The organism is Hymenobacter sublimis (assembly GCF_023101345.1).
Lineage (GTDB): Bacteria > Bacteroidota > Bacteroidia > Cytophagales > Hymenobacteraceae > Hymenobacter > Hymenobacter sublimis.
This window is the reverse complement of record NZ_CP095848.1, coordinates 4372653-4386570: the sequence shown is the minus strand read 5'-3', so window position 1 is coordinate 4386570 and position 13918 is coordinate 4372653. Positions and strand designations below refer to the sequence as shown.

Sequence of the window (13918 nt, the reverse complement as noted above, 5' to 3'; positions counted from 1 at the left end):
TAGCTACTAGCAGCAAGTTGCACCACAACCCAACGATAGAAAAGGACCAAACCGCAGTCGTTGTGACTTCGTTTTTGCCCGTCAGGTGGCCATGATATCGTTTGTTAGTCTTCCCTAGCGGTTATTATAGGGCTGTGATTAGGATGTTTTTGTGACATCAGATAGAGTAAGAATTATGCCCTGCTCACTGGGCTTGGCAGTAGCCTCCCTCCCACTTTCAGCAAACAAATTGCCAGGGGGCTAGGGGATTTTGTTCATTATGGCTATTCTTCCGGCGGATTCTGTACTCGCTGGCTTCACCTGTTTTTTCTGACTATGGACACTGCCGCTCAGTTGCGGGCCGAGCGCCTGCCCACTACCATTTACGCTGACTCTGAACAGGCATCGGTAGCGGTGGCCCAGCAGATTGCCGCGCTAGTTCGGCAGAGGGCCGCCGAGGGGCGCATGTGCGTGCTAGGATTGGCAACTGGCTCCACCCCTACTCGCCTATATGAAGAGTTGGTGCGGCTGCACCAGCAAGAAGGGCTGAGCTTTCGGAACGTCATCAGCTTCAACCTCGATGAATATTACCCGATGGCTCCGGACTCCTTGCAGAGCTACGTGCGCTTTATGCGGGAGTACTTATTCGACCACTTGGACATACAGCCCGAGAACATCCACATCCCCGACGGAACGGTGCCACAGGAGCAGGTAGCGGAGTTCTGTCGGCGGTACGAGGAACAGATTCGCGCGGCGGGCGGCATCGACTTGCAAGTGCTGGGCATTGGTCGCACGGGGCACATTGGCTTTAACGAGCCCGGCTCGGGGGCCACCTCCCGGACCCGCCTTATTACCCTCGACCACATTACCCGCACTGACGCCGCCTCTGACTTCTACGGGGAAGAAAACGTGCCCCGGCGTGCCATTACCATGGGGGTAGGCACCATTCTGGAAGCCCGCCATATTGTGCTGCTGGCCTGGGGCGAAGGCAAGGCGGCCGTGGTAAAACGGATGGTAGAAGGCGACCCGACGGACTCAGTGCCCGCCACCTACCTGCAGCAGCACCCCCACGTGCAGGTAGTGCTGGATGAGGCCGCCAGCGCCGAGTTGACCCGAGTAAAAACGCCGTGGCTGGTGGGTAGCGCCCTAAACTGGCAAGATGCTGCTACTGTGCGCAAAGCCGTAACGTGGCTGGCCCGCACCCTGCAAAAACCCATTCTGAAGCTCACGGACGAAGAGTACAACGAGAACGGCCTGTCCACTCTACTAGCAGAATCGGGGCTGGCGTATGACATCAACATTCGCGTGTTCCGGCAGCTGCAGCGCACCATTACGGGCTGGCCGGGCGGCAAGCCCAACGCCGACGATACCGACCGGCCCGAGCGGGCTACCCCCTTCCCGAAGCGGGTACTTATCTTTTCGCCCCACCCCGACGACGACGTTATTTCCATGGGCGGCACGCTACTGCGGCTAGTAGACCAGGGCCATGAGGTGCACGTAGCGTATCAGACCTCGGGCAACATTGCCGTATTTGATGATGAGGCCATCCGGTTTGCGGAGTTCGTGGCTGACTACGACGAAGCCTTCCGGCTCGATGAGCAGCCGGCCGAAACGCTGTACCGCCGGGTTGCCGATTTTCTGCACCAGAAACACCCTGGACAGGTAGACTCGGAAGAGGTACAGCGGATTAAGGGTCTGATTCGGCGGGGCGAGGCCAAGAGCGCCTGCCGCTACGCCGGCGTCCCGGCTCAGAACGCGCACTTCCTGGATTTGCCTTTTTATGAAACCGGCCGAGTTCGTAAAAAGCCCATAGGAGAAGAAGACATTCGCCTGACCATCGACCTGCTCCAGCGCCTGCAACCCCAGCAGATTTACGCCGCCGGCGACCTTTCCGACCCGCACGGAACGCACCGAGTGTGCCTGGCTGCTATTTTTGAGGCCATCCGCCGCCTGCAAGCGGCGGAAACGGTGTGGCTTTCCGACTGCCGGGTGTGGCTGTACCGCGGGGCCTGGCAGGAGTGGGACATTGACCAGATTGAAATGGCCGTTCCGCTTTCGCCCCAGGAGCTTACCCGCAAGCGCCGGGCTATTTTCAAGCACCAGTCGCAGAAAGACCGGCCGCTGTTTCCGGGGGCCGATCAGCGGGAATTCTGGCAGCGGGCCGAGGAGCGCAACCGCACCACCGCCCGACTCTACGACCAGTTGGGCTTGCCGGAATACGAGGCAATTGAAGCCTTTGTCCGTTGGAAGTTTGAGCTAGTGCCTCATCAGGAACCGGAAAAGGGCAACAAGTAAAACCCATTGCCGCTGCTACGTCGGTGCTAGGTTATGCCGCTGGCTGCCTACGCCACGTTAGGGTAAGTATGAAGTAACTCACGGCTACCGTAGGGCGGCATCAGTTGCTTTATCAGGTTGGGCCAAGTACTTTTAACTAAAGTATTCTCATGGCTGCCGCTACCCCCGCCACCGAAGAGTTAGTACAACGCATGGCTGCCGACGACCGGCAGGCTTTTGCGCTGTTCTTTACCCGCTACCACGGCAAGCTGGTTACGTTTGCTACTCTCTACGTCCGGTCGAGGGAGCTGGCGGAGGAGGCGGTTTCGGATGTGTTTCTAAAGCTATGGCAGAAGCGGGCGGCACTGGTTGAGGTAAAGAACCTCAACAGCTACCTCTACATTGCTGTTAAAAATCAGGCGCTGAACTACCTGCAGAAAGCCGAAAACCAGCCGAGCCTAGCCCTGGACGAAGTGCCCACGGCCCTGACCGTAGAGCTGATGACGCCTGAGCGGGAGCTGCTAACCTCGGAGCTACAGGCGGAAATTCAGCGGGCTGTAGATACGCTACCCCCCCAGTGCAAAATCATTTTCCGCCTGATTCGGGAAGATGGCCTTAAGTACAAGGAAGTGGCCGACATCATGGGTATTTCCGTCAAAACAATTGAGGTGCAGATGGGCATTGCCATCAAAAAAATCAGCGTAGAACTGCAGGATTATCTGCGCATGCGTTCCTCAGCTTCTGCTTCGGCGGCTAACCGCGTACTGCGCATTGCCCTGAGCTTGCTGCCGCTGTTGCTTAGCGCTTAGGGTAGCAACTCACCGGCGCGTTGGCAGGCGAAGCAGCCCGCTCTTTATAGCGTTGTTAAATTTTAAGGGTATCCTTTTAAGGGGATTCTCTGGTATTTATGTCTCTACACTATACAGGGGTTACCTAACCCATAGCGAGTACATGGAGCTTTCCGCACTACACGAACTTATTGGCAAAGAGCTAGCGGGCGAGCTTTCGGGCGCCGAAGGCGAAGTGCTGCACGCCTGGCTGGCCCAGGCCACTGCCGAAGAGCGTCTGGTGTACGAGGAAACCAAGCGCTACTGGCATACTCCCGCTCCTGCCACCGTAACGGCCGCTGATACGGCTGCCGCCCTGGAGCAGCTGCTAACTCGTATTGACGCGGCCGAAGCGCAACCCCAACCCCGCATTATCTCCTGGCAGCCAACCTCGTCCGCGCCGTGGTGGCGCACGCGGGCAGCAGCGGCCCTTGCGGCGTTGGTAGTAGCAGGTGGGGCGGTTTTTAGCTACTGGAGTTTCCAGCGTGCCACTCCCGAAACGGGTATTCCTCTCGCTTTCGAAGAAAAAACAACGGCTCGCGGTGCTTCCGCTAAAGTGCTACTGGCGGATGGTACGGCCGTGTGGCTGAACGCCGACAGCCACCTCTGGTTTCCAAAGTCTTTCGAAGGAGCTCAGCGGGAGGTGTACCTGGAGGGAGAGGCTTTTTTTGAGGTGACTCCCAATAAGCGGCAGCCATTCGTTATTCACTTGGGGGCGGAACAGGTGCGCGTGCTGGGTACCTCTTTCAATGTGAAGGCCTACCAGGAAGACGAAACCATGGAAACGGCCGTTGTCACCGGTCGGGTAGCTTTTATCCGGAGTGGCGCTGAGGACGCTACCTCCTCCGACACCTTGTATATAACTCCTGACCAACGGGCGGTCTACTCAAAAAGCACGGCCGCTCTGCGCCGGGAAACCATCAACAGCCAGGATTATGCCGCTTGGAGCCGGGGCGGATTCGTGTTTCAGAGCACTTCGCTGGCAGAAGTGGCCCGCACTCTGGAACGCCACTACGATGTGAAGGTGCAGTTTGCCAACGAGCAGTTGCGCCACTGCCGGCTTACCGGCCGCTTCCGCGACCAAACCCTGCGCGAGGTAGTGAGCGTGTTGGCCCTGACGGGAAGTTTTGGATTTGAACTGACCGATGACCAGCTTCTGATTACTGGCCCGGGCTGCGAGCCTACCTCGACGGCACCTGCCGTTGCGCCTTCCTTATAATACAGGAAGCAGCGTATATTAGAGGGCTTAATTTCCACCCTCGGTATTCGCGTTTTTGGTTGCATGAAGTATTGGCTTCAGTCCTGCGTGGCCTGTGCACGGCTTGGAACGAGAGCAGAATACGGCGCTTATGCAAAGCTGGTAGTGCTGGCAGGGCTACTAACCTTTGCAGTGCCAGGGCGGGCCCAAACATCCATCTCGCCAGTTGCTTCTCCGCTGGTCACTATTCAAACCCACGGGCGCGACCTGCCAACGGTTCTGCGGGAAATTGAACGGCAAAGCGCCTACACCTTTGTGTATAGTGATGGTCAGGCCCGCAGGCAGCTACCAGCCCTCACCTTTACAAAAGCCCCGCTGGAGCAGGTGCTGCACCAACTCTTACCCCCGCTTGGGCTGAGCTACCGCACAGTAGGCCAGCAGATTATTCTAATTCCGCAAGTAGCCCCTGCTACCAGCAGCCCGGCGGTTCCCTCGAGCGTAGCGCGGGGCTATACGGTGCAGGGCCGCGTTACGGCCCGCAATACGGCCACGGCCCTGCCCGGCGCCAGCGTCCTGATTAAAGGCACTACCAGGGGCACCATTGCTTCCGCTGAAGGGCAGTTTTCCTTGGCGCTCGGCCCCGCTGATACCGTGTTGGTAGTCTCTTCCTTGGGATTTATCAGCCAGGAAGTACGTTTCCGCGGCAGAGGGCGGCTGGAGGTTGCCTTGCCGGAAGACACCCGCACCTTGGCCGAGGTAGTAGTAACTGGCTACGGCCTGGAGCGGGAGCGTAAATCGTTGGGTTACTCCGTGCAAGAGGCGCAGGCGGCGCAATTGGTGGAATCACGGGAGCCGAATTTTATCAACTCCGTTAGTGGCAAGTTGGCGGGCGTGCAGGTAAGCCGTAGCGGCTCCGGGCCCATGGGTTCTACCAACATCATCATTCGGGGTTACACCTCCCTTACCCGCGACAGTCGGCCGCTGGTGGTGGTGGACGGGGTGCCCATTGACAACCGAAACCCGCTCCAAGCCACGCGCTTCGGCGGCTACGACTCCGGCGACGGACTATCGGCCGTTAATCCGGAAGACCTGGAAAGTGTATCGGTGCTGAAAGGCGGCAATGCGGCGGCTCTGTACGGCAACCGGGCCGCCAACGGGGTCCTCGTTCTGACCACCAAAAAAGGCAAGCCCGGCCTGGGCCTGACCGTCAGCTCCACTACTACCTTCGACCGGGCTCAGGTACTCACGGAGTACCAAAACGAGTACGGCCAGGGCACCCAGGGCCGGTTTCTGGTTGATGCTGCCGGCAAACCGCTGCTAACCCCGGAAGGGTACCCGCAGGTAGAGGAAGCACTGGAAACCATCGGGAGCTGGGGGCCTCGGATGCAGGGCCAGCTGGTACGGCACTGGAATGGGAAGGTACAACCCTTTGTGTCCCAACCACATAACATCCAGGATTTCTTTCAGCTGGGTTACACTACGGCCAACAACGTCGCCCTTTCTATGGGCACTGACCGCTCCACCCTGCGCATATCGGTGGCCGACCTGCGCAACCGGGGCACTTATCCCAACAGCCGCCTGGCCCGCAACTTCCTAACGTTGCGGGGCACCCACCAGCTAACGAGCCGACTATCCGTTGATCTGAAGGCCAGCTACATTTACTCCCGCAACTTCAACCGTCCCACGCTCGGCGCCAACCCCGACAACGTGATGGTGCAGTTCCAGCATCTGCCCCGCAGTACTGATGTGGACGACCTCCGCCCCTTCCGCGACCCGCTGACGTTGCAACCTGTGCTCTGGAACCAGAACTCCGGCGCGGCATTTCGTACCACCATGCGCCAGAATCCGTTCTGGGCGGCCTACCTCAATACCAACCAGGCGATTCAGCACCGGGCCAACGGCTCCATATCGGCGCGCTACGACTTCACCGATTGGCTGTGGTTGCAGCTACGGGCCGGCACCGACTTTTATGCTTCCGACGTGGGCTACCGCTACGCTAGCTATACTGCTTGGAATACTACCGCCGTGCCCGACCGGGGCGGGGTAGCGCAAAGCCGGCTCACGATGCGGGAAGACAACTTCGACTTTATCCTGAGTGGCACTCGTCGGCTGGGCCCACGCTGGAACCTAACCAGCCAAGCCTTCGGTAGCCTGCTGCAGAAGCGCAACGAAACCACGGGAAGCACTGGCCAGGGCCTGCTCGTGCCCAACGTGTTTACCCTGGCAAATGCGGCCAGCAAAACGCCCGTGTACTCCTTTTCCCGCTACGAGGTGCAGTCCTTATTCGGGCGTAGCTTGCTGGCCTACCGCGAGGCCGTGTTTCTGGAAGTTACCGGCCGCAACGATTGGGATTCTACCCTGCCAGCCGGTAGTTGGTCGTACTTCTACCCGAGCACGTCCCTGTCCGCGGCCTACACCGATTTGTTGGGCTGGCATTCCCGCTGGCTTACGCTGGGCAAGCTGCGAGCCTCCTGGGCCAAAGTGGGCAAGGGCGCGGGCCCCTACGAGTTGGCCACGCAGTACGATTTGGGCTCGGGCGTGCCAAACGCTCCTGGCGTGGGCTCATCTCACCTGGGTCAACCCTTTGCCAACCTGCAAGATCAACTAGCCTTGCTTCGGCTGAAGCCGCAGATTACCCGCTCGGTGGAGTTGGGTTCCGAAATGCGTTTTGGCCGCAACCGAGCCAGCCTAGATGTTACCGTATACCGCACCAACACGTTTAATCAGGTTACCAGCGTGCCGGTTTCAGCTACGTCCGGCTTCCGGACCCAGCTTATCAACGCGGGCAACATTCAGAACCAGGGGGTGGAGGTAGTGGCCGCTGCTACCCCGCTTCCCACCGCCAGCCGCCTGCGCTGGGATGTCAGCCTGAACTGGGCCGCGAACCGCTCCAAAGTAGTGCAGCTAAACGAAGGCGGCACTACCTACCAGCTGGGCACCGAGTCCAACAACGTGGCCATAGTGGCGCAGGTAGGTCGGCCCTTCGGCGACATTGTAGGTCCCCGCCTCCAACGTGCCCCCGACGGACAGCTGCTGGTTGGCCCCGACGGCCTACCCGTAGCACCTAGCCCAACTTTGGCTAGGCTGGGCAACTTTCAGCCCAGCTGGTTTGGCGGTATAACCAATCGGTTCAGCTACAAAAACCTAACTCTCAGCACCTTGCTCGATGCCCGGTGGGGCGGGCAGATTTATTCAGTTTCGCAGCAGCAGGCGGCTTTGTTTGGCAACGCCCGCGCCACGGTGGCAGGCCGCGCCGGCTGGTATGCCTCCGAAGAAGCTCGGGAAGCCGCTAACGTTAGCCCGGCAAACTGGACTGCTACGGGCGGCGTGTTGGTGGAAGGCGTCATCCGCAACCTCGACAACACCTACACACCGAGTCGGCGCTATGTGAACCCGCAGGCGTATTGGGCCCGGCTTTCCACCGCTGCTGAGCCGTTCGTGTACGATGCCAGCTTCATCAAAATTCGGGAGGTAGCCGTTACGTACCGGTTGCCCGTGCCCCTGCTAGCCCGCCTTGGCAAACTCAAGGGCGGCAGCGTGGCCGTTGTTGGGCGCAACCTGGGCTTTCTGAAGCGTGCCACGGAAGGATTTGACCCAGAATCGGCGTACAACCTTTCCCGGGCCCAGGGGCTGGAATCGGGCGGCTATCCTAACAGCCGAACGCTGGGATATTATCTTACCCTCGATTTTTAACCAGCAGCTTTTTCGGTTATGCTACCCCGCGGCCTTTCCCGACACTTCTTTCTTGCCTGGGGGCTAGGCATGGTGTTAGCGGCCGGCGCAACGAGTGGCTGCACGGACCGGTTTGCGGAAATCAACACGGACCCCACCAAAACCGGGGCCGCCTCCGCCGATATGTTGTTTGCCCGCGCCCTTAAGTACGGGGCGCTCTACGACAACGACCAGCAAGTAGGTGAACACCTGCACGCCAACATGTGGGTGCAGTACTTTGCCAACTCTACTCCAGGTTTCGTGACGGACCGGTACGAGAGTAATGACCAGTGGGCCACTACCTTCTGGAATGATTTCTACTCGGGCTATGGCATGGACCTGCAGGAAGCTATCCGCCAGGTGCAAGGCAAGCCCGCTGACGTGAACAAGCTGAGCCAGGCGCGAATTTGGCGGGTTTTCCTGTTTCAGCGCATGACGGATTACTGGGGCGACGTGCCCTACTTCTCCGCCTTTCAAGGAGCCACCGACCAGCTGCGCCCGTCCTACGACGACCAGCGGGCCATTTACGCCGATTTTCTGCGGGAGCTGAAAGCCGCCGCTACGGCCCTCGACGATGCCCAAACCAGTGCTTACGGCCCCGCCGACTTACTGTACGCCAACCCAGCAGCCGCTTTTCCTACTCCGACGGTGGCCGCCGCCAACCAGCGGTGGCGCCATTTTGCCAACTCCCTGCGGCTCCGCGTGGCCCTGCGCCTCAGCAAAGCCGACCCCTATCTGGCCGAGCTGCACGTGCGGGAGGCCCTGGCCGCCGGCGTGATGGAAAGCAACGAGGAATCGGCCATTATGCGGAACACGGGCGGCGGCATCCGGATCAACCAGAACCCGCTGGCCGTGGTGCTGGGCTTCGGCGACAGTCGAGTGAGTGCCACACTTATTGACTACCTAAGCCGCTACCACGATCCTCGACTGCTCATTTTCGCTGACCCCGTTTCGGCTACCAACTCGGCGCGGGTGGGGTTGCCCAACGGCCTTTCCACCGTGGAGCTGACCCAACGCCAGTACAATCCCGCCAACTTTTCCAAGGGTGGGGCCCGCTACCGTTCCAGCACCAACGACCAAAACCTGCTTACCTACGCGGAAGTCTGCTTTCTGCGAGCCGAGGCCTGCCTGCGGGGCTGGGACGTGGGGTCGGCCCAACGGTGGTACGAAACCGGCGTGCGCGAAGCCCTTGCCCTGGCTGGCATCTCTGAGCCGAATGTTGCCACGAGCTATTTGCAGGAGCCGGAGGTACGCTTCGTGGCAAGTACCGGTCTTCAGCAGATCATGACCCAGAAGTGGCTTTCTTTATTCGGGCACAATGGCTTTGAGGCCTACTCGGAATACCGCCGCACGGGCTTTCCGGTGCTGCGCCCCATTGCGGGCCTAGGCGAAACCAACGGGCAAGTACCTCGGCGTCTGCGCTATCCGCAGTCGGAGCAGCGCCTCAACGCAGCCGCCTACCAAGCCGCCATTAGCCGCCAAGGCCCCGACCTAATGACCACGCGCGTGTGGTGGGATAAATAAATTTCAAATTTCTAGAGTTGGGCTTAGGGGGTAGTGCTCCGTGGCCCGTCTTCTATCTGAAAGCCTACCCTGCCTTCCCGAGCGCAATTATTGGGCATTGTGTGTGCAGTGCAACTAGAAGTCAATTTCTACCCATTATTCCTAGTGAACAAAAACCCTCTCCGGACGCGGAGGGGGTTTTTGCTTTTCTACTTCGGGCAAGATGTGGCCCGTGCCTGCTCTGCGAAACGGTAGCCCTGCACCACAGCACGACGGAAAAATTCGCAGGCCTCCGCAGTGTTGCCTTCCTGCTGCGCAATGCGCCCCAGCAGAAAATATACTTGCCCCTGATTAGGGTAGGAAGCCAGCACCTGCCAGTAGTCGGCGCGGGCGGCCCGCAGGTCATGCTCCTTGAAGTAGGCCAGGCCCCGGTACAGCAGCAGCCGGGCTCCAATGAAGGCAGGCTCCTGGCGAGCGTGTCGTAAGCCCGCAGTGAAGTCGCGGCGGGCGGCGGAATAGCGGTGCGAGAAAAGCAGCGCCTCCCCGCGCAATAGCCGGGCGTGCGCCAAGGTAGAATCCTGAGCTAGCGCCTGCTGGGTAGTAGCTTTTACCAGATCTGGCCGCTGTAGGGCCCGGTAGCACAAGCTTAACCGCAACAAAAGCTCCGCGCGCTGGCGTGGACTTTCGGCCGTTGCTAGTGCCGCTTTATAGTCCGTAACGGCCGCCAAGGGGTTATGATAAAACAGCTCTTCTATTTCTGCCCGGCGGCGCAGGGCCGCCGCATAGTCGGGCCGGAAGCGCAGAGCATCGGAAAAAAAGCTGTGAGCAGCGCTCCACTCCCGGCGAGTGTAGGCTTCTAGGCCGCGCTGGTAATTGCTGGTGGCCGTCAGGCGATACATGGAAATACGCACGGCCAGTACGAACAATATAATGCCCCCTATCACCAATAAAATCAGGCGCAAGTCGTGGCGCGTGAACTTGGGACGCTGCTTGGGAATGGTACGATAATGCCGCTCATGAGAACCCGCCGGTCGCCGGGTCCGGACGGGAGCCGGCGGTGGCATAGGCACCCCGTAGATGTGCTGACCCTGATTGCGAAACTGCTGTTGCCGCCGCGCTTCCTCGGCCCGACGAGCCGCTACCTGGAGCTGAAAGTCATATTGAGCCCGGCGGCCCGGGTCGCCGAGTACTCGGTACGCCGCTGCTGCTGCCTTAAATAACTCCTCGTATAAGGGGCTGCCGCCGTGCTTATCCGGGTGGTATTTCACGGCCAGCTGCTTGTAAGCCAGCTTTATTTCCCGGGCCGTAGCCGTGGTAGCAACGCCCAGTACCTGGTAGTGATTTTGGCTCAACCTATGACATTATATAGTAAAAGTACGTCAATTTTCAGACACGCTGCTAGGTTTTCCGTAAGAAAGGGCTATCTGCAAAACTGGCTCCGGCGTGGTTTTCAGACCTATGCACCCGTAACATTGTTCCTCGCAAAAATCCTCCCCTATGGGCCTGTTCTCCACTGAAGATGACGCCACCAAAACGCCCCGCACGGATAATCTGATGGGCAACGTGATGGGCTACCTGGATACCCGCATTGATCTGGTACGCCTGGAAACTCAAGAAAAAGTAAAAACGGCCTTCGTTGGCACCCTGCACGGGGTAGCACTGGCTACTATTGGGCTGCTGTTTTTTCTGTTTCTGAACATATTCCTGGGGCTTCTGCTCAACGACGTTCTGGACAGCCCGTATTGGGGCTTCGGTATTGTGGCCGGCTTTTATCTGGTGCTGCTCGTCGTCTTTGTAATAGGCGTTGATAAAAAGCTTTTCCAGGGCCTAGCCGACAAGCTCCTGAACAATACCATTTATAAATCTGACAAACGCCAAGCCTAACCCATCGTATGGCCGATCTGCATAACCCGCTGTTTGAGGACGAAAAGGAGTTTCTGGAGCGCCAGAAGCTGGAATATGAGCGCGCCCTGATGGGCGACGTGGAAGGCATCAAAGCCAAAACGCAGGAAGTCAGCAAGTACGTAGCCATTGGTGCTGGCGTGCTCGGTGGCATCTGGCTGCTATCGAAGGCTTTTGGCGGAAAAAAAAAAACACGCCGACCTTCACAACGAGGATGACTACGCCCGCCACCTAAGAAACGGCAATAGCCGCCCTCGTCGTTCGCAGGCTTCTACGGCCGTGGACACGGCTGTAGCAGATGATCTGGGCTTTGGCACGGGTCATCATCACTACGACCGTGGTCGTAAGCAGCCTTACTCAGAACGCGCCCACATCGCGCCCGATGTGTATCACACGGATAATGATCCGTTTCAGCCCCTGGGTTTTGATGAGCCGGCGCCTCGTCGCTCTGTGCCAGCTCCGCGTCCGGCCAATCATCAAGGGGAGGCTTCTTCGGTCTTGGCTTCAGCAGTAAAAGCCTTTATGCAGTCAGATACTGGCAAGATGCTGATAGCACAGGCATCGGCGGTGCTGATGGCCTATGTAGCGAAGAAAGCCAGCGAGTATTTACCAATCATCAAAAATCCCGACCTTGCGTCTTCGGCTACGGTTCACACTGAACCAGAAACCCGGGACATTGAATTTACCTACCACCACGACGACGCGGATGCGCCTCACCAGCCTGTATGATGCCTTAAGCAAACGCCGGATCCACGGCCAGAAGTCTCTGGCCGTATTGCTGGACCCCGATAACCTGGATGAAGTCAGCTGCCGGCAGTTGCTAGAGCTTAGTGAACAGCATACCGTAGAATACTTTTTTGTGGGTGGCAGCTTGGTGATGAACTCTCGCCAGGCTGCCCTCATTCGTTTTATCAAGAGCCGTTCCAGCATTCCGGTTCTGCTTTTTCCCAGCCATAGCCTGCATCTGGATGACCAAGCCGATGGTATTCTTCTGCTGTCCTTGATTTCCGGGCGCAACCCTGACTTCTTGATTGGTCAGCACGTTATTGCCGCGCCGCTGCTGCGCCAGAGCAATTTGCAGATTCTACCAACGGGCTATATGCTCGTGGATACGGGCCGCCAAACCACGGCCAGCTACATCAGTGGCACTACCCCCTTGCCCCACGACAAACCAGGTATTGCGGCCTGCACGGCCATGGCAGGTGAACAGCTTGGCCTCCGCCTCATGTACCTGGATGGGGGTAGTGGCGCCCTATACCCCGTAGCTCCAGCCATGATTCGGGCTGTGCGCCAAGCGGTAGATGTGCCTTTGATAGTGGGAGGTGGCATCAACACCACGGAGAAGGCCCAGGCCGCACTAGCCGCTGGCGCTGATGTCATTGTGGTAGGAAACCAAATTGAAAAATCGCCGGAGTTTCTGGCCGAGATGTCGAAAATTGTGCGCAGCTTCAACAGTGTTGCCACCAAAACCGTGTAGCCCCAAGACACCATAGTAGTTACACTCAGCTACACCTAGCAAAGCAAAAGGCACCCGATATCGGGTGCCTTTTGCTTTGCTAAGGAAGTCTAGCCCAAGTTTCAGCCAGGGCTAATACGCTGCTAGATGTTCATAGCTGACTCACGGCGGCGCATTTTGCCGGCCGGAATGCCAAACATCATTTTAAAACGGCGGCAGAAATAAGCGGTGTCCTTGTAGCCTACCTCTTTACCAATGTCGCGGATGCTCTTTTTAGTCGTGCGCAGCAGGAACACGGCGCGCTCCATGCGCTGGTACTCAATGTAGTCCTGAGGGTTAATACCCGTCAGCATCTTGAAGTACTGACCCACGTAATCCTCGCTCACGTTAGCTACACCCGAGAGGACCTTGTTCGACAAGTCGCCGCCGATGTTTTCCTTAATATAGTTGAATAGGTCGATGAGGCGCGGATCCTTGAAGTAGGTGCTGTTGGTAGCCAGTTGCTCTACGAACATCTTGTTTTTCAAGATGTAGCGCACAATTTCCACCACAATATTCTCGGTGTAAATCGTAATAAGACGCTCCCGGCCCGGCAATTCCTGCAGGCTTTCCTCTACTACCTTAATAACCAAGTTTGCCAGCTTGGAATTGCCCGTAATCAGGAAGGCAGGCACGTCCAGAGACGCGAAGAAGTTGACGGAGTCAAACACCTTGGCCTCAAAGCTCACAAAGGAGTGGCTTTCCTCGGCGTCACCAATCAGGTCGAGGTCGGAGTTAGAGTGGAAGAACTTGTCCTTATTCGTTATCAGGTCATCGTTGGTGATGCTCTTGCTGGATGGCTCACCGTACGTAACTTTCGTGGCCCGACCTCCCGGAATGAACAGCATTTCGCCCTCTTCCACTACCTGGTCCTCGTCGCCGAAAGAAACCCGGCCCTTATGCAGCAAAATAAGGTTGTTGCCCACATCGTAAGAATTGCGCACCGTAAAAGGCTGCTGCAATACCAGATTTTTCGCCTTAATGTACCGAACACCAAGCGACTCAATTACTTTATTATAATCTTCCATC

11 protein-coding genes are annotated in these 13918 nt (G+C 58.1%); 9 read left to right on the top strand and 2 right to left on the bottom strand.

Features of this window, described 5'->3' with window-relative positions; genetic code table 11:
- Positions 1-315 precede the first annotated feature (315 nt).
- The 5 genes from nagB (at position 316) to MWH26_RS18350 (ending at position 9513) form a co-directional block, all read left to right on the top strand.
- A complete protein-coding gene (nagB, locus tag MWH26_RS18370; protein WP_247975412.1) occupies positions 316-2274 on the top strand; it encodes a glucosamine-6-phosphate deaminase in 1959 nt (652 codons plus the stop codon).
- A 149-nt stretch (positions 2275-2423) separates the two neighbouring features.
- Positions 2424-3062 carry an RNA polymerase sigma-70 factor gene (locus MWH26_RS18365; RefSeq protein ID WP_247975411.1) on the top strand — a complete coding sequence of 213 codons (639 nt, stop codon included), beginning with the start codon at positions 2424-2426 and terminating at the stop codon, positions 3060-3062.
- Between the two features lie 142 nt (positions 3063-3204).
- Entirely contained in the window at positions 3205-4299 is a 1095-nt protein-coding gene (locus tag MWH26_RS18360) for a FecR family protein (RefSeq protein ID WP_247975410.1), read from the top strand.
- Between the two features lie 171 nt (positions 4300-4470).
- Positions 4471-7971 (top strand): SusC/RagA family TonB-linked outer membrane protein, encoded by a 3501-nt coding sequence (locus MWH26_RS18355; protein WP_247975409.1) that lies wholly within the window; start codon positions 4471-4473, stop codon positions 7969-7971.
- Positions 7972-7989: 18 nt separating this feature from the next.
- On the top strand, positions 7990-9513 hold the full coding sequence (locus MWH26_RS18350) for a SusD/RagB family nutrient-binding outer membrane lipoprotein (RefSeq protein ID WP_247975408.1): 1524 nt from the start codon (positions 7990-7992) through the stop codon (positions 9511-9513).
- A 188-nt stretch (positions 9514-9701) separates the two neighbouring features.
- Here the strand turns inward: MWH26_RS18350 and MWH26_RS18345 are convergent, their stop codons facing one another.
- On the bottom strand, positions 9702-10844 hold the full coding sequence (locus MWH26_RS18345; protein WP_247975407.1) for a J domain-containing protein: 1143 nt from the start codon (positions 10842-10844) through the stop codon (positions 9702-9704).
- A 145-nt stretch (positions 10845-10989) separates the two neighbouring features.
- On the opposite strand from MWH26_RS18345, the gene MWH26_RS18340 reads away from it, so the two are divergent.
- Genes MWH26_RS18340 through MWH26_RS18325 form a run of 4 tightly spaced genes read left to right on the top strand, consistent with a single transcriptional unit; the run spans position 10990 to position 12871 of the window.
- A complete protein-coding gene (locus MWH26_RS18340; protein WP_244694330.1) occupies positions 10990-11376 on the top strand; it encodes a phage holin family protein in 387 nt (128 codons plus the stop codon).
- An 8-nt stretch (positions 11377-11384) separates the two neighbouring features.
- Positions 11385-11612 (top strand): hypothetical protein, encoded by a 228-nt coding sequence (locus MWH26_RS18335; RefSeq protein WP_247975406.1) that lies wholly within the window; start codon positions 11385-11387, stop codon positions 11610-11612.
- A complete protein-coding gene (locus tag MWH26_RS18330; protein WP_247975405.1) occupies positions 11569-12123 on the top strand; it encodes a hypothetical protein in 555 nt (184 codons plus the stop codon). The genes MWH26_RS18335 and MWH26_RS18330 overlap by 44 nt, the downstream gene beginning before the upstream one ends.
- Entirely contained in the window at positions 12101-12871 is a 771-nt protein-coding gene (locus tag MWH26_RS18325) for a geranylgeranylglyceryl/heptaprenylglyceryl phosphate synthase (protein WP_247977105.1), read from the top strand. Before MWH26_RS18330 ends, MWH26_RS18325 begins: the two co-directional genes overlap by 23 nt.
- A 122-nt stretch (positions 12872-12993) precedes the next feature.
- Here MWH26_RS18325 and MWH26_RS18320 read toward each other — a convergent pair whose 3' ends face one another.
- The gene (locus tag MWH26_RS18320) at positions 12994-13917 is read right to left on the bottom strand and encodes a helix-turn-helix domain-containing protein (protein WP_188557287.1); all 924 of its coding nucleotides are present in this window, start codon (positions 13915-13917) and stop codon (positions 12994-12996) included.
- Between the last annotated feature and the right edge of the window lies 1 nt (position 13918).

Excerpts from the sequence above, each read along its gene's own strand:
- nagB (WP_247975412.1), top strand. The coding sequence starts at position 316 with ATGGACACTGCCGCTCAGTTGCGGGCCGAGCGCCTGCCCACTACCATT.
- MWH26_RS18365 (WP_247975411.1), top strand. The coding sequence starts at position 2,424 with ATGGCTGCCGCTACCCCCGCCACCGAAGAGTTAGTACAACGCATGGCT.
- MWH26_RS18360 (WP_247975410.1), top strand. The coding sequence starts at position 3,205 with ATGGAGCTTTCCGCACTACACGAACTTATTGGCAAAGAGCTAGCGGGC.
- MWH26_RS18350 (WP_247975408.1), top strand. The coding sequence starts at position 7,990 with ATGCTACCCCGCGGCCTTTCCCGACACTTCTTTCTTGCCTGGGGGCTA.
- MWH26_RS18340 (WP_244694330.1), top strand. The coding sequence starts at position 10,990 with ATGGGCCTGTTCTCCACTGAAGATGACGCCACCAAAACGCCCCGCACG.
- MWH26_RS18335 (WP_247975406.1), top strand. The coding sequence starts at position 11,385 with ATGGCCGATCTGCATAACCCGCTGTTTGAGGACGAAAAGGAGTTTCTG.
- MWH26_RS18325 (WP_247977105.1), top strand. The coding sequence starts at position 12,101 with ATGCGCCTCACCAGCCTGTATGATGCCTTAAGCAAACGCCGGATCCAC.
- MWH26_RS18320 (WP_188557287.1), bottom strand. The coding sequence starts at position 13,917 with ATGGAAGATTATAATAAAGTAATTGAGTCGCTTGGTGTTCGGTACATT.